This is a genomic window from Marinobacter sp. R17, from assembly GCF_003789045.1.
Lineage (GTDB): Bacteria > Pseudomonadota > Gammaproteobacteria > Pseudomonadales > Oleiphilaceae > Marinobacter_A > Marinobacter_A mangrovi.
Genome location: NZ_RHGZ01000020.1, coordinates 71,169 through 89,670 on the forward strand (window position 1 = coordinate 71,169; position 18,502 = coordinate 89,670).

14 protein-coding genes and 3 tRNA genes are annotated in these 18,502 nt (G+C 59.9%); 10 read left to right on the top strand and 7 right to left on the bottom strand.

Annotated features, from left to right (window positions below; translation table 11 throughout):
* The first annotated feature begins 11 nt into the window (after window positions 1-11).
* The gene (locus EB809_RS14500) at window positions 12-2,039 is read left to right on the top strand and encodes a methyl-accepting chemotaxis protein (RefSeq protein WP_123635546.1); all 2,028 of its coding nucleotides are present in this window, start codon (window positions 12-14) and stop codon (window positions 2,037-2,039) included.
* 64 nt (window positions 2,040-2,103) lie between these two features.
* Here EB809_RS14500 and EB809_RS14505 read toward each other — a convergent pair whose 3' ends face one another.
* The 5 genes from EB809_RS14505 to EB809_RS14525 all read right to left on the bottom strand — a co-directional run bounded on the left by EB809_RS14505 (window position 2,104) and on the right by EB809_RS14525 (window position 8,587).
* A complete protein-coding gene (locus EB809_RS14505) occupies window positions 2,104-2,667 on the bottom strand; it encodes a cob(I)yrinic acid a,c-diamide adenosyltransferase (protein WP_123635547.1) in 564 nt (187 codons plus the stop codon).
* Between the two features lie 3 nt (window positions 2,668-2,670).
* Window positions 2,671-3,576, bottom strand: a complete 906-nt coding sequence (locus EB809_RS14510; RefSeq protein ID WP_123635548.1) for a ketopantoate reductase family protein — start codon at window positions 3,574-3,576, stop codon at window positions 2,671-2,673.
* A 16-nt stretch (window positions 3,577-3,592) separates the two neighbouring features.
* Window positions 3,593-6,442 (bottom strand): valine--tRNA ligase, encoded by a 2,850-nt coding sequence (locus EB809_RS14515; protein WP_123635549.1) that lies wholly within the window; start codon window positions 6,440-6,442, stop codon window positions 3,593-3,595.
* Between the two features lie 200 nt (window positions 6,443-6,642).
* Window positions 6,643-7,119 carry a DNA polymerase III subunit chi gene (locus tag EB809_RS14520; RefSeq protein WP_123635550.1) on the bottom strand — a complete coding sequence of 159 codons (477 nt, stop codon included), beginning with the start codon at window positions 7,117-7,119 and terminating at the stop codon, window positions 6,643-6,645.
* Window positions 7,109-8,587 carry a leucyl aminopeptidase gene (locus EB809_RS14525; RefSeq protein WP_123635551.1) on the bottom strand — a complete coding sequence of 493 codons (1,479 nt, stop codon included), beginning with the start codon at window positions 8,585-8,587 and terminating at the stop codon, window positions 7,109-7,111. Before EB809_RS14525 ends, EB809_RS14520 begins: the two co-directional genes overlap by 11 nt.
* Before the next feature lie 235 nt (window positions 8,588-8,822).
* On the opposite strand from EB809_RS14525, the gene lptF reads away from it, so the two are divergent.
* Both lptF and lptG read left to right on the top strand, forming a co-directional pair.
* Window positions 8,823-9,935 carry an LPS export ABC transporter permease LptF gene (lptF, locus tag EB809_RS14530; RefSeq protein WP_123635552.1) on the top strand — a complete coding sequence of 371 codons (1,113 nt, stop codon included), beginning with the start codon at window positions 8,823-8,825 and terminating at the stop codon, window positions 9,933-9,935.
* On the top strand, window positions 9,922-10,983 hold the full coding sequence (gene lptG / locus EB809_RS14535) for an LPS export ABC transporter permease LptG (RefSeq protein WP_123635553.1): 1,062 nt from the start codon (window positions 9,922-9,924) through the stop codon (window positions 10,981-10,983). The genes lptF and lptG overlap by 14 nt, the downstream gene beginning before the upstream one ends.
* On the opposite strand, the gene EB809_RS14540 is transcribed toward lptG, so the two are convergent.
* A complete protein-coding gene (locus EB809_RS14540; RefSeq protein WP_123635554.1) occupies window positions 10,980-11,465 on the bottom strand; it encodes an RDD family protein in 486 nt (161 codons plus the stop codon). The two genes, lptG and EB809_RS14540, sit on opposite strands and share 4 nt — an antisense overlap.
* A 161-nt stretch (window positions 11,466-11,626) precedes the next feature.
* On the opposite strand from EB809_RS14540, the gene EB809_RS14545 reads away from it, so the two are divergent.
* The 7 genes from EB809_RS14545 (at window position 11,627) to EB809_RS14575 (ending at window position 18,336) form a co-directional block, all read left to right on the top strand.
* The gene (locus EB809_RS14545) at window positions 11,627-12,844 is read left to right on the top strand and encodes a DUF5610 domain-containing protein (RefSeq protein WP_123635555.1); all 1,218 of its coding nucleotides are present in this window, start codon (window positions 11,627-11,629) and stop codon (window positions 12,842-12,844) included.
* 207 nt (window positions 12,845-13,051) lie between these two features.
* Window positions 13,052-15,679: an alanine--tRNA ligase gene (alaS, locus tag EB809_RS14550; protein WP_123635556.1), complete on the top strand. Its 2,628-nt coding sequence runs from the start codon at window positions 13,052-13,054 to the stop codon at window positions 15,677-15,679.
* Between the two features lie 100 nt (window positions 15,680-15,779).
* Window positions 15,780-17,012 carry an aspartate kinase gene (locus EB809_RS14555; protein ID WP_123635557.1) on the top strand — a complete coding sequence of 411 codons (1,233 nt, stop codon included), beginning with the start codon at window positions 15,780-15,782 and terminating at the stop codon, window positions 17,010-17,012.
* 235 nt (window positions 17,013-17,247) lie between these two features.
* A complete protein-coding gene (csrA, locus tag EB809_RS14560) occupies window positions 17,248-17,451 on the top strand; it encodes a carbon storage regulator CsrA (RefSeq protein ID WP_123635558.1) in 204 nt (67 codons plus the stop codon).
* A gap of 186 nt (window positions 17,452-17,637) precedes the next feature.
* Window positions 17,638-17,728, top strand: a tRNA-Ser gene (locus EB809_RS14565).
* A 157-nt stretch (window positions 17,729-17,885) separates the two neighbouring features.
* A tRNA-Arg gene (locus EB809_RS14570) sits at window positions 17,886-17,962 on the top strand.
* Window positions 17,963-18,259: 297 nt separating this feature from the next.
* Window positions 18,260-18,336, top strand: a tRNA-Arg gene (locus tag EB809_RS14575).
* A 42-nt stretch (window positions 18,337-18,378) separates the two neighbouring features.
* On the opposite strand, the gene EB809_RS14580 is transcribed toward EB809_RS14575, so the two are convergent.
* The coding region (locus EB809_RS14580) for a transposase (protein ID WP_148079180.1) at window positions 18,379-18,502 on the bottom strand (124 nt) is incomplete at its 5' end.

Here is an 18,502-nt window from a genome sequence, read left to right on the forward strand (position 1 = left end):
GAGGGGGTTGAGTGAACCAGCTTCTGTATCCTGCTGTCGCGCTGATGAACCGGCTGCCGATGATTTACAAGTTCGGCTTGATCAGCGTGCTATTCCTGCTTCCGATCGGGGGCTTGTCCTACCTGCTGGTGAGCCAGCTCAACCGATCCATCGAAGGCATCAGCCACGAAGCCCAGGGCCTTGTTCAGGTCCGGCAGGTGAATCGGCTGATTCAGGCCGCCTACGATTACCGGGATTTCCGCGCCGTTGGCAAGATGAAGAACGACGATGCCTTCCTGTCCCGCAGTAATGAGGCGGCGGACGTTATCGACGCGCAGCTGTCCAGTCTGATCGAGACCCAGGCCTCCTTTGATTCGGCGGGCGGCTGGAAGGCCCAGGTCGAGGCTCTGGACAACGCCTGGAAGAAGTTGCGCAGCGAAGACATCTTCCAGAGCAACATCGATCCCCAGGTGACCTATTACCAGGAATTCGTGCAGAAGGCGCGGGCCCTGCTGGAATCGACACTCAAACTGTCCGGCCTGGCTAACGATCCGCAGGCCGAGAACCAGATGCTGTTGCAACTGGCGACCACATCGCTGCACGACGCCGCCAGTCGTGAGGGGATAGCCCGAGCCTTCGGTATGTTCAGTCTGGACCAGGGCACCGTAGGCTACGCGATGGCGGATGTCATGAACGGCGTCTTCGACAACCTGACGACACTGCACAGCCGTCTGAAGTCGGAATTCGAGGTGGCGCAGGGTTCCTCGCAAGCTTTGAGTCAGCAGTCGGATCTGGCGGATGCGGTTGTGCAGAACGTGATCAAGGTGCGTGACGCGCTGGACGCCAACGTCATTACCCCTTATCGACTGGAGATGTCCTGGCAGGATTTCGACAAGTTGATATCGCCGCTGATCGCGCCGAACTTTGAGCTGATGGACCAGATTTTCCAGGTGGTGGACGATAATCTGGCGGAGCGCCTGAACCGAGAAACCAACCAGCGAATGGTGATTTTCCTGGTGCTGGGGATTGTGCTGCTGATTGTGGTGTATCTCTACCTGGGGTTCTTCGTTTCCGTTAAGAAGGCGATTTCCCGCTTTGGTAAAGCCGCGCGGCAGGTGGCGGATGGCGATATGACGGTCCGCATCGAGCTGGCCAATCGCGACGAGCTTGGGGCGCTGACCGACGAGTTCAACAACATGACTTCGAAAATGGCCGATTTGATCCGCTCGGTCAGTCGAACCACCGGTGACGTCGATACCCAGGCAACACGGGTGAACGACAGTGCGTCGGCCAACAGCGAGGCGGTTGAGCGTCAGATGTCAGAGACCGAGCAGATTTCGGACGCCATGCACCAGATGGTGGATACGGTACAGGAAGTGGCGGAAAGCGCCCAGCGCGCCTCGGATTCCGCCGGGTCCGCTGAGAAAGATGCCGAGCAGGGCCGACAGGTTGTCACCGAAACCGTGGACACCATTCACCGGCTGGCTAACGAAATTCGTGGCGCGGTGGATACCATCAACCGGGTCAGCGAAGACAGCGACAGCATCAGTCAGGTGCTGGTGGAGATCAAGGCGATTGCCGAGCAGACCAACCTGCTGGCACTGAATGCCGCCATCGAGGCTGCGCGCGCCGGCGAGCAGGGCCGCGGGTTTGCGGTGGTTGCGGACGAGGTTCGCTCGCTGTCCCAGCGCACGCATAAGTCGACGGAAGACATCGAGGAAATGATTGGTCGTTTGCAAGGCGGCGTGAAAGCGGCGGTGAAAGCGATGACCAACAGCCATGAGGTCACAGACGCCACCGTCGAGAAATCCTCAGAAGTGACCGAGGCATTGGAGAAAATCCTGGCGGGCATTTCCACCATCGTGGACATGAGCCACCAGATTGCGCAGGCCTCGGAAGAGCAGTCTGCGGTGGCCAAGAACATCAACACCAACGTCGAGCAAATTACCGAGCTGGGGCATGCGACGGCGGGTAATGCCGACGAGACGCTGGCTGCCTCCCGTGAAATGTCGGATGTCACCGCCGAACTGCGGCGTCTGGTGGCGTCTTTCCGCGTGTAACGAAAAAGGCCGCTCACCATGTGGGCGGCCTTACAGTCATGTTGCGCTGCGTTGCGTCAAACGCTCAATTTTTGCCGGCCGGCGGCGTCGGCGACCAAAGCACTTCCTCTCCGCCATCCCGCCGCGCCAGCACCCGCGCAATCACGAACAGCAGATCCGACAGCCGGTTCAGGTAACGGCGGGACGATTCGTTGATGGAGTCCTCGTGGCCCAGCGCCACCACCACTCGCTCGCCGCGCCGGCAGATGGCCCGGGCCAGGTGACAGTGAGCCGCATCCCGGCGCCCGCCGGGCAGGATGAAGTTCTTCAGCGGCGGCAGATCCTCATTCCACTGATCCAGCGTGCTTTCCAGCCAGTCGATGTGGCCGTCGCCGATGACGTGACTGCCGGGAATGGCGAATTCGCCGCCCAGGTCAAACAGGTGATGCTGGATTTTCCGCATCAACTCAGCCAGTTCCGGTTCGTTATCGAGGTATTCGATGAGGACGCCAATCTGGCAGTTCAGCTCATCGACGGTGCCCATGGCGTCGACGCGCTGGGCATTCTTGGCGATCCGGCTGCCGTCGGCCAGGCCGGTGGAGCCGTCGTCGCCGGTGCGGGTGTAGATCTTGGAAAGTCGGTATCCCATGATTCAGTCCTGTTTCAGGTGTGTCACGGCGTCTGTGAGTTCACGATTTACGGGCGCATCAAGGCCATGGATGACTGAGGCCTGCACCACAAAGCCATTCATCATATCGATCTCGGTGTGTCGGCCGACGCGCACGTCCTGTCGCATGGACGAACTGTTGGCGGCCGTGCGACGCGCCACGTCGCGGACTTGTGCTTCCAGCGTCGCGGCTTCGACAGGGCGCCCCGACGCCCGCATCAGCGCCGCCACTTCCCGGCAGACGTCCCCGATGCGTTCTTCGAAATAGGGATGGCCCAGAATCTCTCCATTGGCGCAGTCGAGAACGGCTGTAAAGGGATTGATACCGGCATTGATGGCGAGTTTCTGCCAGAGCCGGCCTTCGATATCGGGATCGCTCTGAACATCCAGTCCGCTCAGGCGCAGCGTGGCCATGGTCGTATTGATCAGGGCGTGCGCGCTGATCGTCAACGGACCCAGCCACGTGGTGCCACGGCCGGCATGGAGAACGCGGCCGTCGTCATCGATGTAGGCGCCTTCGGTGGTCGATGCGGCAAACACCGGGCGTTGCGCAAATCGCCTGGCGATGGCTTGCTGGCTGCCCATGCCATTCTGGAAGAGGGTAATGGGAACGTCGGGCGGAATGTGGCTGGAAACGGCAGCCAGGGCCGGTTCGGCATCGGGCGCCTTGGTCATGACCAGCACGCAACCGGGACTGGCGTCACCTGAGGGGCCAATGTCGATGAGTTCCGAATCGCCTCCGACATGAACCAGCGTGTATCGCAGGGTCGCGTCGGTGACGGCGCGCGTGGCCAATCGAACCGACGCGTGGCGGGAAAGATGGCCGGCCCAGAGCCGGCCCATGGCACCGGCACCGATGATCAGGATCGGGGAGCGTTCCTTTGCGGTCATCGGTGCGGCACCTATATTACATGGCCTCGATCTTGCCACGCTGGTCCTGCAGGCGGGTCAGGCTGCTCTGGGCATCGGCCAGCTTGGCCTTTTCCTTCTCGACCACCTCGGCCGGCGCCTTGGCCGTGAAGTTGTCATTGCCCAGCTTGCCTTCGAGGCGCTTGATCTCCTTGCTGATCCGCTCCAGCTCCTTGTCCAGGCGGTCCAGTTCGGCGGCCTTGTCGATCAGGCCGGCCATCGGTACAAGCACTTCCATCTCACCAACCAGCTGGGTGGCGGCCATCGGCGCTTCCTCGTCACCCAGCCAGTGCAGGCTTTCCAGTTTGGCCAGGGACACCAGGAAGCTGCGGTTTTTCTCCAGTCGTTCGCGGTCGGACTCGGGGCCACGCATCAACACCGGAATCTGCTTGGCCGGGGAGATGTTCATCTCGCCACGGATGTTGCGTACGGCCACGATGGCGCCCTTGAGCCATTCGATGTCGGTCTCGGCGCCCGCGTCGATCTTGCCTTCCTCGGCCGCCGGGTAAGGTTGCAACATGATCGAGTCGCCGGCCTTGCCAGCCAGCGGTGCGACGCGCTGCCAGATTTCCTCGGTAATGAACGGGATGATCGGGTGCGCCAGGCGCAACACGGCTTCCAGCACACGAACCAGCGTGCGACGGGTACCGCGCTTGGCTTCGGCCGACGCGTTCTCGTCTGTCAGGACCGGTTTGGACAGCTCCAGGTACCAGTCGCAGTATTCGTTCCAGATGAATTCATAGATGGCATAAGCCGCCAGGTCGAAGCGGTACTGGTCGAAGTGACGCGTTACTTCCTTCTCGCAGCGCTGCAGGGCACTAATGATCCAGCGATCGGCCAGGGACAGTTCCACCGGCTCCTCATTGGCGCCGCAGTCCTCGCCCTCGGTGTTCATCAGCACGTAGCGAGCGGCGTTCCAGAGCTTGTTGCAGAAGTTGCGATAGCCTTCCAGGCGCTTCATGTCCCAGTTGATGTCCCGGCCGGTGGTGGCCAGGGAGGTGAGGGTGAAGCGCAGGGCGTCCGTACCGTGGGCGCTGATACCTTCCGGGAACTCCTTCTGGGTGCGCTTGGCGATCTTCTGCGCCAGTTGCGGTTGCATCAGGTTGCCGGTGCGCTTCTCCAGCAGGTCGTCCAGGGAGATGCCATCCATCATGTCCAGCGGGTCCAGCACGTTGCCCTTGGACTTGGACATCTTATTGCCCTGTTCGTCGCGGATCAGGCCGGTGACGTACACGGTCTTGAACGGCACCTGCGGGTTGCCGTTTTCGTCCTTCATGAAATGCATGGTCATCATGATCATCCGGGCGACCCAGAAGAAAATGATGTCGAAGCCGGTGACCAGCACGTCCGTGGGGTGGAAGGTGGCCAGTCGCTCGGTTTCTTCCGGCCAGCCCAGGGTGCCGAAGGTCCACAGCGCCGAGCTGAACCAGGTGTCGAGGACGTCCGCGTCCTGTTCCAGCTTGAGATCGGTGGCCAGGTCGTATTTCTCGCGGACCGATGCTTCGTCGCGACCGACGTATATGTTGCCTTCGGCGTCATACCACGCCGGAATGCGATGACCCCACCACAGCTGGCGGGAGATGCACCAGTCCTGGATGTCGCGCATCCAGGAGAAGTACATGTTCTCGTAATTCTTGGGCACGAATTCGATGCGACCGTCTTCGACGGCTTCGATGGCGGGCTTGGCCAGGGTCTTGGCGTCGGCGAACCACTGGTCGGTCAGCATCGGCTCGATGATCAGGCCGGAACGGTCACCACGGGGCACGCTCAGCACGTGGTCTTCCACTTGGTGCAGCAGGCCGGCGGCCTCCATATCGGCCACGATCTGTTTGCGGGCGTCTTCCCGGGTGAGGCCGGCATAGGCCGCGGGGAGGGTGCCATCGATGTCCGCGTTCGGCGTGCCGTCGCTGTCGAAAGTTTCGGCTTCGCTGCGAATGTTCGCGTCCTGGGTCATGACATTGATCATCGGCAGCTTGTGGCGCTTGCCGACGGCGTAGTCATTGAAGTCATGGGCCGGGGTGATCTTGACGCAGCCGGAGCCTTTCTCCGGATCGGCGTGCTCGTCCGCCACGATGGGAATTTCGCGGTTCACCAGCGGCAGCAGGATGGTCTTGCCAATCAGGTGCTGGTAGCGCTCATCCGTGGGGTGAACGGCGACGGCGGTATCGCCCAGCATGGTTTCAGGCCGGGTTGTGGCCACCACCAGATAATCTTTGCCATCCTGGGTGGTTTCGCCATTTGCGAGCGGATAGCGCAGGTGCCAGAAGTGGCCCTTTTCTTCCTTGTTCTCCACTTCCAGATCGGAAATGGCGGTGTGCAATTTCGGGTCCCAGTTGACCAGGCGCTTGCCGCGGTAGATCAGACCTTCGTCATACAAGCGGATGAACACTTCCTGCACGGCCCGGTAGAAGCCGTCGTCCATGGTGAAGCGTTCGTGGTCCCAGTCCACGGAGTTACCCAGCCGGCGCATCTGGCGGGTGATGGTGCCGCCGGACTCCTGCTTCCAGTCCCAGATCCGGTCGATGAACGCTTCCCGGCCCAGGTCGTGACGGGTTTTGCCTTCTTCATTGGCCAGCTTGCGCTCGACGACCATCTGTGTGGCGATGCCTGCATGGTCGGAACCGACCTGCCAGAGGGCGTTGCGGCCCTGCATGCGGCGGAAGCGGGTGAGGGTGTCCATGATGGTGTGCTGGAACGCGTGCCCCATGTGCAGACTGCCGGTGACATTGGGCGGTGGGATCATGATGCAGAATGGGTCGCCTTCGCCGCGGGGGCGGAAGTAGCCGTTCTGTTCCCAGGTCTGGTACCACTGACGCTCAATATTCTCGGGCTGGTAAGTCTTTTCCATGGAGATTTCTGCTTCGTACCGGGTTGAAAATGGTTGGGAATCCCGGGAAAGCAGTCCGTCTGGCAGGCAAGCAGAGTGCCGATGCCGGTATCGGATGGTTTCGGGATTCCATCAATTAAGTTGAGGCAGGTGATTATACATGGCGTGCCAGTCGCGGGCGAACCGTGTTGGCGCGGCAATGCATAGGTTGTCAGAGGTTGTCAGGCCCGTTGGGCACCCTTTCTGGCATCGTGAACGCGCGGTTCGATACCCAGCTCACGAAGCTGACGGAAATGTGAGCGCGCGCGACTCAGAATCTTGGGATCGCTGCTGGCGATCAGGGCCAGTCGGCGAAAGCGATCGGCGTCGGTGGGCAGGGTGTCGCCGAGTACGATGACGGTGTCCCAATCGGCCGGCGCCGGGTGACCGGCCAGCAGCCCGACCCGTTCGGGGCAGGCGTCGTGGGCTTCGGTCAGTTGCCGGTGCGGCAGGAAGCTCTCCGGGCTGTATTGCCAGAGCAGGTTATCCAGCGCCTGCATCTGCTCACCGGGATTGCAGACCAGGCAGACGCGGTCCCCCTGGGTCCAGGCTTTTTCCGTGAGGCGCGCCGCGTGGAGCAGGCGCGCCGACTCGGTATCCTGCGGCAGCAGGTAGAACCAGTGCCGGCCTTCCGACCGGCTTGCGGCATCAGTTGACATAGGACAGCAGGTAGTCCACCAGCAGCGGAACCGGCCGGCCGGTCGCCCCTTTCTCCTTGCCGGAAAGCCAGGCCGTGCCGGCGATATCCAGGTGGGCCCAGTTGTAGTCCTTGGTGAAGCGGGACAGGAAACACGCCGCCGTGATCGATCCGGCCGGGCGACCGCCAATGTTCTGCATGTCCGCGAAGTTGCTGTCCAGCTGCGCCTGATACTCGTCCCAGATCGGCAGCTGCCAGGCGCGGTCACAGGTCTTCTGACCCGACGTCAGCAGGCGGTCGGCCACTTCCTCATTATTACTGAACAGGCCGGATGCCTCCTTGCCCAGGGCGATAATGCAGGCACCGGTGAGTGTGGCGATGTCAACCACGGTTTCCGGCTCGTATTTGCCGGCGTAGGTGAGGGCATCACAAAGCACCAGGCGACCTTCGGCATCGGTATTCAGGATCTCGATGGTCTGGCCGGACATGGAGGTGACGATATCCCCCGGGCGTGTCGCGCTGCCGCCAGGCATGTTCTCGGCAGACGCCACAATACCCACAACATTGATAGCCGGCTTGATTTCGGCGATGGCGCGCATGGCACCGAACACGCTGGCGGCGCCGCACATGTCGTACTTCATCTCGTCCATTGCCTCGCCCGGTTTCAGGCTGATGCCGCCGGTATCGAACGTGATGCCTTTGCCTACGAGGACGTGCGGTTTGTCCTTCGCCTTGCCACCGCGGTATTCCATAATGATCAGCTTGGCCGGCTGGGCGCTGCCTGCGGACACGGAGAGCAGGCTGTTCATGCCCAGCTTCTTCATCTGCTTCTCATCCAGCACTTCGGTCTTGATAACGTCGTGCTCTTTGGCGAGGGCCTGGGCCTGTTCGGCCAGCCAGGTCGGATGGCAGACGTTGGGGGGCGTGTTGCCCAGGTCGCGGGTAAAGCTCATGCCGTGACCGACCGCTTCACCGGTGACCAGGGCGGCTTTCAGCGTCTTGTCGTTGGCCGAGGCGGCGACGGTCATCTTGTCCAGGGGTGGCTTGGGTGCGGCTTTGCTCTTGAAACCGCCGAAGCTGTACTGCTGTTCTTCGGTCACCCGTGCGATCAACGACACCTTCCAGGCTTCGTCGCGGTCTTTCACCTCATTATCGGCCAGTGCGATCAGGGCGTGTTTGGTCGGGCTGTCTTTCAGTCGCCCAATGGCGCCGTTCAGCATCTTGCGGAAAGCCGCCGGCTGCTGGGGGGATTCGCTGCCACTGCCGACAATAAGCAGGCGTTTCCAGGGTTGATCCGCCAGCGGGAGCATGAGGCTGCTGCCCGCCTTGCCAGAGATATCACCGTTTTTCTGCAAATCCTTGAGCATGCCGTTGAGAGCGGCATCGGCCGCGGATGTGGAGGCTGGCCAGTCGCCTTTCTCGGGGACGGACACGACCAGGCAATCGGCTTTGATATCGGTCAGGGACTTGCTGTTCAGCGTGTATTTCATGGCAGCTCCGTTGATTGATTCCGTATCGGTGGTCCGGGCAACGTGGAGGCCCGGAGCCGGGACATCCGGCCGTAGCCGGCGTCTGCGGTGAGTGACCCAAGTGTACGTTAAGCCGAATGTTGTTGGCTATGATGGACTTATCCGGCCTCAGGTACCTGTCATTCACCGGCAAGGTTCAATAGAATAGCGGCGGTCTGTGGACGATCCACCATCCGTCTGTTTGGGAAGGGACATTTTGTACATCATCTTCCGCTATCTGACCCGTCAGGTCCTTGTCAGCATGCTGGCGGTAACCGGGGTTCTGCTGCTCGTATTCATGAGTGGCCGCTTCATCAAGTATCTGGCTGATGCCGCCGCGGGAAAAATTGCCGGCGACGTGCTGTTTACCATCATGGCCTACCGTTTTCCGGGTTTCCTGGAACTGATCCTGCCGCTGGGCCTGTTTATCGGCATCCTGTTGGCTTATGGGCGGATGTATCTGGAAAGTGAGATGACCGTGCTGTTTGCCTGCGGGGTCAGCGATCGTCAGGTGTTGGCGCAGACGATGGTGGCCAGTCTTGTGGTGATGATTGTAGTCGGTTCGATGAGTCTGTACCTCTCGCCATGGGGGATGCAGAAAGTTCAGGACATCATCAATCAGCAGAAGAAAGCGACGGAATTTGAGCTCCTGTCGCCCGGCCGGTTCCAGAGTCTCTCTTCGGGCGATCGCGTGACCTACGTTGAAGGTTTGAGCGACGACAAGCAGAAATTGCTTGGGGTTTTCATCGCCGAGTTCAAGAAGGATGGTTCCGGGCTTTCCATGACGACCGCGGATGCAGGTTCCCAATTTGTCGATCCGGACACCGGCAGCCGATTTCTCGTCCTTGAGGATGGACAGCGCTATGAAGGGCGTCCCGGTGACCTGGATTACAAAGTCACGCACTTCGACGCCTATGGCTTGAAGATTCAGGGGCCGGATTCGGTCAGCGAGCGGACGGATGAGGACGCTATTCCGACCCTGTCGCTGATGCGATCCGATGATCCGGAAATGCGGGCGCTATTCCACTGGCGTTTGTCGCTGCCGCTCATTGTACCGGTAGTGACTCTGCTGGCGGTCCGGCTGAGCCGCGTAAATCCCCGGCAGGGGCGCTTCTTCCATCTGCTGCCGGCCATGATGATCTACATCACCTATCTGGGACTGCTAATCGTGGCGCGGGATGCGTTGGCCAAACAGCAGGTGCCTGAATGGTTGGGATTGACCTGGGTGCACGTATTGTTCCTGGCTGTCGGGCTCTGGCTGCAATTCGGGACGGCATGGGTACGTAAGCGGCGACTGGTCAAGGAAGGGCGGACTCATGCAGAAGCTTGACCGTTACATCATCAAGACCGTCGGTGGGGCGACGCTGCTGGTTATGCTGGTGGTGCTGTCGCTGGACCTGATCTTCGCGTTTATCCACGAGCTGGATAATGTCGAGAAAAACTACCAAACGCTGCAGGCACTCGCCTATATCTTTATGACGCTGCCGCGTCGTATATACGACTATCTGCCCCTGGGCGCTTTTATGGGCTGCCTGATCGGGTTAGGCAGTCTGGCGAGTACTTCGGAGCTGGTTGTCATCCGGGCGGCAGGGGTGTCGATTCGTCGCATCGTCTGGTCGGCCATGAAGCCAACGATCGTCGTCGTGGTGATTGGACTGATTCTGGGTGAGTTCGTGGCGCCGCATTTTGAGAAAATTGCCCAGAGTCAGCGTGAAATTGCTCGCGGTGGTGAGAGTAATGTCGCCTCTTCCGAAGGGCTCTGGCACCGGGAAGGTAATACCTTTATCCATGTCAACGTGGTGCAGCCGGATGGCATTCTGGCGGGTATTTCGCTGTTCCACTTTAACGACAAACGCGAACTGACCAGCGCCACCTTTGCTCGCAAGGCGACTTATCAGAAGGACCACTGGAGACTTGAGCGGGTCATCACGACGGAACTGTCCAGGCAGGGCACTATTCGTAAGACCTCTGATCGCATGCGTTGGGATTCGCAACTGTCGCCGTCGGTGCTCAGTGTCCTGATCGTTAAGCCGGAGAACCTGTCCATCAGCGGCCTGTATACCTATGGCTCGTATCTGGACGACCAGGGCCTGAGTTCTACCAACTACTGGCTGGCCTTCTGGAAAAAAGTACTCGGGCCTGTCGCTATTGCGGTTCTGGTGCTGGTGGCGATTTCCTTCGTCTTTGGGCCATTGCGCTCGGTCACCATGGGGTTCCGGGTCTTTACGGGGATTATCGTGGGGCTGATCTTCAAGTACATGCAGGATCTGCTGGGGCCGATGAGCGTAGTCTTCGGCTTCAGCCCGGTGATTGCCATTGCCGCACCCATCGTGCTGAGTGCCATTGTCGGCGCCGTCCTCATGCGGCGAGCGGGTTAGGGAGCCTTGGGCACCCGGACCACGTGGCTCTCGGAAATGCGATCGGTCCAAGATCGTTTTTCACTGTCCCAGAGCATCCACACATAGCCCAATCCGCCGGCCAGCCAGCTGACCCAGCCGATCAGGTAGCGCAGTAGCGCCTGGTACCAGCGAATAGGTGTCCCGTCCGAGTTTTCGATCCGTATCCGCCAGACCTGCATTCCCAGCGTCTGCCCCGACTTCGTCCAGAAATAGCCAAAGAACACAAACAGCACGACAAACAGGACCGACGTCAGCAGTGGATCGGGCGACAGCTTTCCCGACGCGGCCAGCGCCTTGTACTGCTCGAACCCGATGATCCAGGCCGCCAACATGGTGTAGATCCACGTCGTGACAATCAGCACCGCGATACAGATCAGTCCGTCGTAAATCATCGCCAACAGGCGTTTGATGAACGTGGCGGGTGGCAGCAGCTCATCGGCAGGATGAAAAGGCTGGGGCATTGACAGCTCCGTTGCGCATGGGCGATTGGGATATTCAGGCGGGGCCTGAAATACGGTCCCAGTATATCGAAACATTCCTAAAGATTGTGGCCGGTCGGCCGTCATAACAGTCATCATGTCAGCCACTGTCGTGGCTGTGTCCAACAGGAGAGGTCTGCGCCATGGTTTCCCCGGTTTCCATCCCCGGCTCCGACGCCAACTACCGAAATCATTCGGAACGCTCTTCCAACGCCTCATCGGCACGGGGTAGGCCAGCTGACGGCCAGGCCGCAGAGGGGCAGGGGCAGATTCGCTCTGCGGATGACGCCATAGGCGTGTTGCGTGCCCGGCTTGAACAGCGACTGCAGCAGGGGCTGGGTCAGGGCGGCGCGCAGGTGTCGAAATCAGCCGCGGATGCGTTTGAGCCGCCCAGTGCGTCGGATGTCGCCAGTCGCGTCCTTGGGTTTGTGCAGAATCGCCTGGAGCAGGAAGCTCGCAACGGGGCTGACAGCGAACGTTTGTCCGGTCTTCTGGAGCAGGCGCGAAAAGGCGTCAGCCAGGGCTTCTCCGAGGCCCGGGACCAGATCGAGGCCCTGGGCATGATGAACGATGACTTGTCTGCCGATATCGATGACAGCTTTTCCCGGATCCAGGGCGGACTCGATGATCTGCAGCAACGCTACCTGGGTGACGGAGGCGCTGGCGAAACCTCTTCGGTTTCCGGTTACAGCGTCGAGGCGTCGTCGCGCAATCAGTTGTCGTTCCAGGTGCGTACCGCCGATGGCGATATCGTCACGGTGGCTATGGATGAAGCCCGCTACGCTGGCGCCAGCAGTCGAACCGAGCAGGGCAATGGTGGTGCATCCAGCGAAAGTGCCAGCGCCAGTCTGTTCGCCGGGCGATACCAGTTTTCGGTGCAAGGCGAGCTGGATGACGGCGAACGCCAGGCACTGACCGCTCTGTTCAAGGATGTCCAGCAGGTCGCGGGTCAATTCTTCGACGGGGACGTGCAGTCGGCGTTCTCGGCGGCAGGCCAGCTGGGTCTGGATGGCGAAGAGCTGGCCAGCTTCAGTCTGAACCTGTCCTCTGTGCGCACCGTGCGAGCGTCGGCGTATGAGGCGGTGTCGGGCGAACCGTCGACCAACAGCCAGTTGCGGCCGTTGGCGGGGTTGGCGCAGGATGTCCAGTCACTGGCCGACAATGCCACCAGGCAGGGCCTCGACTCCGGTTCATTGGAAAGTTTAATGGACCGTATGATATCCGATTTGCAGGAAAGCCGCCCCGATGCGCTTGAATCCGACAATGCCGGCCTTATGACGGACTTCTGGAAGACCATTATCGGCGCGCTCGAACCCACCGGAAACGAGACGGACCAAGACAGTCAGGGAGCCTCTGATTAACGACTGAGCCTCTACCTACCCGTCAAATTGCCGGAAATGCCGTGAGCGCCGCCTACTGGGCGGCGTTTCTCGTTTTTTACCCCTGGTGGCTGTGCTAGAGTAGCGCCCTTATCCTTGGCGATTGTGCCGGATTGGGCAAGGTCCCCAATCCTGTGGCTCGACTCACTTTTTGAATTGAATTTCTGACGAGGCGATCAGGACACGGCTATGAAAACCGCAGTATTGCGCCAGACATTTCTGGAATATTTCCAGCAGCGGGGGCACGAAATCGTACCCAGCAGCTCACTGGTTCCCCATGACGATCCGACCCTGCTGTTCACCAATGCGGGGATGAACCAGTTCAAGGATGTATTCCTGGGCCGTGAAAAACGCGACTACACCCGGGCCACCAGCTCCCAGCGCTGCGTTCGCGCCGGCGGCAAGCACAACGACCTGGAGAATGTCGGTTACACCGCTCGACATCACACGTTCTTCGAGATGCTGGGCAACTTCAGCTTCGGGGACTACTTCAAGAAAGAAGCCATTGAGTTTGCCTGGACCTTCCTGACCGGGGATGAGTGGTTGGGGTTGCCCAAGGACAAGCTGTTGGTGACCGTCTACGCCTCGGACGAAGAAGCCTACGACCTCTGGCACAACGGCATGGGCGTGCCGGCCGACCGGATTATCCGTATCGGTGACAACAAGGGCGCGCAGTACGCTTCAGATAACTTCTGGCAGATGGGCGATACCGGTCCCTGCGGTCCCTGCACCGAAATTTTTTACGACCACGGTCCCGACATCGCCGGTGGTCCGCCCGGTTCTCCGGAGGAGGATGGCGATCGTTTCATCGAGATCTGGAACGTGGTCTTCATGCAGTTCAACCGCACGGCGGACGGCGAGATGCAGCCGCTGCCCAAGCCGTCGGTGGATACCGGCATGGGGCTGGAGCGGATTGCGGCGGTGCTGCAGGGCGTGCACAGCAACTATGAAATCGATCTGTTTCAGGACCTCCTGAAAGCGGCCTCCGACATCCTCGGCGGTGTTGATACCGAGGAGGCGTCACTGCGGGTGGTCGCCGACCATATCCGTTCCTGCGCGTTCCTGATTGCCGACGGCGTCATGCCGTCCAACGAAGGCCGCGGTTTTGTGCTGCGCCGGATCATCCGTCGCGCGGCCCGCCACGGCAACAAGCTGGGCGCCCGCGAACCGTTCTTCTACAAGTTGACGGCGGCTCTGGTTGAGCTGATGGGCAACGCTTATCCCGAGTTGGTGCGCACCCAGGCGCAGATCGAGAAAGTCCTCCAGCAGGAAGAAGAGCAGTTTGCCCGCACGCTGGATAAAGGCCTGCGGTTGCTGGAGCAGGACATCGCTGAGCTCAAGGGCACCCAGATTCCCGGCGAAACCATTTTTACCCTGTACGACACCTTTGGATTCCCGGTCGACCTGACCAACGACATCGCCCGCGAACGCGGTCTGACGCTGGATTACGACGGCTACGAAAAAGCGATGGAAGCCCAGCGTGAGCGTGCTCGCGCCGCGTCCAAGTTCGGTATCGACTACAACGCGACGGCCGGGCTGGGTGGCAGTACCGAATTTACCGGCTACGAAAAGATCGATGGCCACGAAACGATCCGCACCGTGCTGGTGAATGGCGAGGAAGCGAACGCGGAGACGGGTGACGAGGCCGTCGTCGTACTGGAGCGGACACCGTTTTACGCCGAGTCCGGTGGCCAGGTGGGGGACACCGGTCTGCTGACCTGGAGTGGTGGCCGCTTCCAGGTGACGGATACCAAGAAAGACGGTGCCAATCACCTGCACATCGGCACCGTCATTGAGGGCGAGCTGTTTCCGGGGCTGGAAGTGGATGCGCGCATCGACCACGCCCGCCGCCAGGCCATCGCCCTGAACCATTCCGCGACGCACCTGTTGCACGCGGCGTTGCGCAAGATCCTGGGCGATCACGTCACCCAGAAAGGCTCCCTGGTGGAAGCCGACCGTCTGCGTTTCGACTTCTCCCATTTCGAGCCGGTGACGCCGGAGCAGTTGAAGGACATCGAAGCGCTGGTCAATGACGAGATCCTCGCCAACGAACCGGTTGGTGTGGAAGTCACCGACATGGAAGACGCCAAGGAGAAGGGCGCCATGGCTCTGTTTGGTGAGAAATATGGCGATGAAGTCCGCGTCCTGACCATGGGGCGTGACCGCTACTCGGTGGAGTTGTGTGGGGGCACACACGTCTCCCGGACTGGTGACATCGGTGCCTTCCGCATTACCTCGGAAAGCGGCATTTCCTCTGGTGTCCGTCGTATCGAAGCGGTCACCGGTAAGGGCGCGCTGGCCTGGATGGACGATACCGAATCACGTTTGCGTCAGGTGGCCGGTCTGGTCCGTGGTACGCGTGACAGCGTGATCGAAAAGGTGGAAGCCACTCTGGACCGGAATCGCCAACTGGAGAAAGAGCTGGAGCAGCTGAAAGCCAAGCTGGCCAGCTCGGCCGGGGCCGACCTCGCTGGATCCGCTATCGAGGTAAATGGCCTGAAAGTCGTGGCCTCCGAATTGCCGGGTGCCGACCGTAAGGCGTTGATGGATACGGCGGATCAGCTCAAGAACAAGCTGGGCTCTGGCGTCGTGGTCCTGGCTGCTGTCGATGATGGCAAGGTCACCCTGGTGGCCGGTGTGACCAAGGACGCGACTGCTCGTGTCCGTGCCGGCGACATCATGAAGAAACTGGCCGCGGCCGTAGACGGAAAAGGCGGTGGCCGACCGGATATGGCCCAGGGTGGTGGAACGGATCCGTCGAAACTGCCGGATGCGCTTTCCCAGGTGAGCGGATGGGTTGAAGAGGCGACGCGCTGAAACGGTATCCAGCGCCCGGAACTCCCTTTATAATCGCCGCGCTGCGCCAGCGTGGCGAGCTGGGGATAGACCCGACTGACAGGTGGAAATAAGGACGACGATGGCACTTCTGGTCCAGAAATTTGGCGGTACATCCGTCGGCACGATTGAGCGTATCAACGCCGTGGCCGACCGGGTTGCACGGGGCCGTGCTGACGGGCACGACCTGGTAGTGGTTGTTTCAGCAATGAGTGGTGAGACCAATCGCCTGATTGGCCTGGCCAACGAGATTATGGACGAGCCGACCCCGCGCGAGATGGACGTTCTGGTCTCAACCGGCGAGCAGGTGACGATCGCGCTGCTGTCCATGGCGTTGCAGAAGCGGGGTGTTGATGCCCGTTCCTACACGGGCTCCCAAGTTCGTATCCTGACGGACAACGCCCACACCAAAGCGCGCATTCAACAGATCGACGAGCAGAATATGCGCGGGGATCTCGATGCCGGCCGGGTTGTCGTCGTTGCCGGTTTCCAGGGCGTTGACGAGCGCGGCAATATCACCACGCTCGGCCGCGGCGGTTCGGACACCACCGCGGTTGCGCTGGCGGCCGCCCTGAAAGCTGATGAGTGCCAGATCTATACAGATGTTGATGGTGTGTACACCACGGATCCGCGTGTCGTCGACGGTGCCCGTCGGCTGGACAAGATCACCTTCGAGGAAATGATCGAAATGGCCAGCCTGGGCTCCAAGGTGCTGCAGATCCGGGCGGTCGAATTTGCGGGTAAGTACAATGTGCCACTGCGGGTCCTCTCTAGCTTTGGTGAAGGCGAGGGCACCCTGATTACGCTTGATGATGAGGCTGATATGGAACAACCGGTGGTATCCGGCATTGCGTTTAACCGGGACGAAGCAAAACTGACGATTTCCGGCGTACCTGATACACCGGGCAGTGCACTACGTATATTGAAGCCAATCAGCGACGCCAACATCGAAGTGGACATGATTGTCCAGAATGTGGGCGCGGATAACCGGACCGACTTCACCTTCACCGTGCACCGCAATGATTACAAGCGTGCGCGGGCGGTATTGGATAAGGTGGCTGCGGAGCTGTCTGCCCGTGAAGTCAGCGGTGATGGGCGCATTGCCAAGGTCAGTATTGTGGGCGTCGGTATGCGCTCCCATGCGGGCGTGGCTACCCGGATGTTCGAGTCGCTCTCGAACGAGGGCATTAACATCGAGATGATTTCCACATCCGAGATCAAGATCTCTGTGGTGATCGATGAGAAGTATCTGGAACTGGCTGTTCGGGCACTGCACAGTGCCTTTGAATTGCAAGGACCGGTAAACGAGGCATAGGAAGGCAGGGTGTAAACGTGCCCTGTTAAAGCCTTTCGCAACGGATGACGGGCGTCATGTCACTCCGTCCGGGCCTCGTGCAACAAGGGAACGATTCAGCGTTTCGGGCATCTCAGGGATTATCCTTACGGATAATTGCGGGTTACGAACGCTGCGTCTCCCCACTATAAATAAAGTTAGTTGATTAATTATTAATCGTCGGAACAGGTAGCTCTGGACATAAGGAGTAAAGGACATGTTGATTCTAACCCGTCGCGTAGGCGAGACCCTGATGGTCGGTGATGAAGTCACCGTCACGGTTCTGGGTGTTAAAGGGAACCAGGTGCGCATTGGTGTGAACGCCCCGAAAGAGGTGGCCGTACACCGCGAAGAGATTTATCAGCGGATTCAGAAAGAAAAGACGGACCCGGACAGTGATCATGAGCCCGGGAACATCTGAATCCATAAAACCCGCCGCTTCAAACCGGCGGGTTTTTTGTGCCTGCTGGTTGATAACTGAACGATAGTAAGGGGCTGATCGGCTTATAAAACCGGGATAAAAGAAATCGTGAAAATCCATCCCGAAAAAAGTGGTGTCAACCCTATGAAAACAGAAAAATTATGGTACTATACGCCGCGTTCTCAAGGAGAGGTGGGTGAGTGGCTGAAACCAGCTCCCTGCTAAGGAGCCATACGCATTGCGCGTATCGAGGGTTCGAATCCCTCCCTCTCCGCCATTTTCTTTCGGAGAGAATTTTGAGAACGGCTATCCTTAGCAAGATAGCGATTAAGTGGAAGCGAGATGCGCGGCTGTAGCTCACCGGAGCGCCGGCCGGCTGAATAAAGTACTTGGCTTTAAACCAGGTGGTCGGAAGTCCGACCTAAAACAATTGCGCGGCTGTAGCTCAGCTGGATAGAGTACCTGGCTACGAACCAGGCGGTCGGAGGTTCGAATCCTCCCAGCCGCGCCACTTATTCGATACTGATGTCTCGTGAACCCGAAGTTCCTGGTGTCGAGAGATCAGATGGGATTCGAACCGAAAGAGGTTCGACCGAAGCAAGCAGAGCTTGCTGAGGAACGCCGACGCAAGGCGACGGCGGCCCCGAAGGGGTGAGGGCCCACGGCCCGAATAATCCTCCCCTGGCAGTCACTGCCAAACTGGATAACAAGTTTTACGCGGCTGTAGCTCACCGGAGCGCCGGCCGGCTGGATAAAGTACCTGGCTACAAACCAGGCGGTCGAAGGAAAGGCCAAGCACAAGTTTTACGCGGCTGTAGCTCAGCTGGATAGAGTACCTGGCTACGAACCAGGCGGTCGGAGGTTCGAATCCTCCCAGCCGCGCCATATCAAACAAAGAACCCCGCCTAGAGCGGGGTTTTTTGTGGTTCATCGCACTTTACCGGGAAAAGCGGCTTTGATTTTCAGGAAGAAGTAGTCGTTATCCCGGTAGCCGTACGCCATCCGCTTGATCACCTTGATTTTATTGTTCATCCCCTCCAGCACGCTGGTA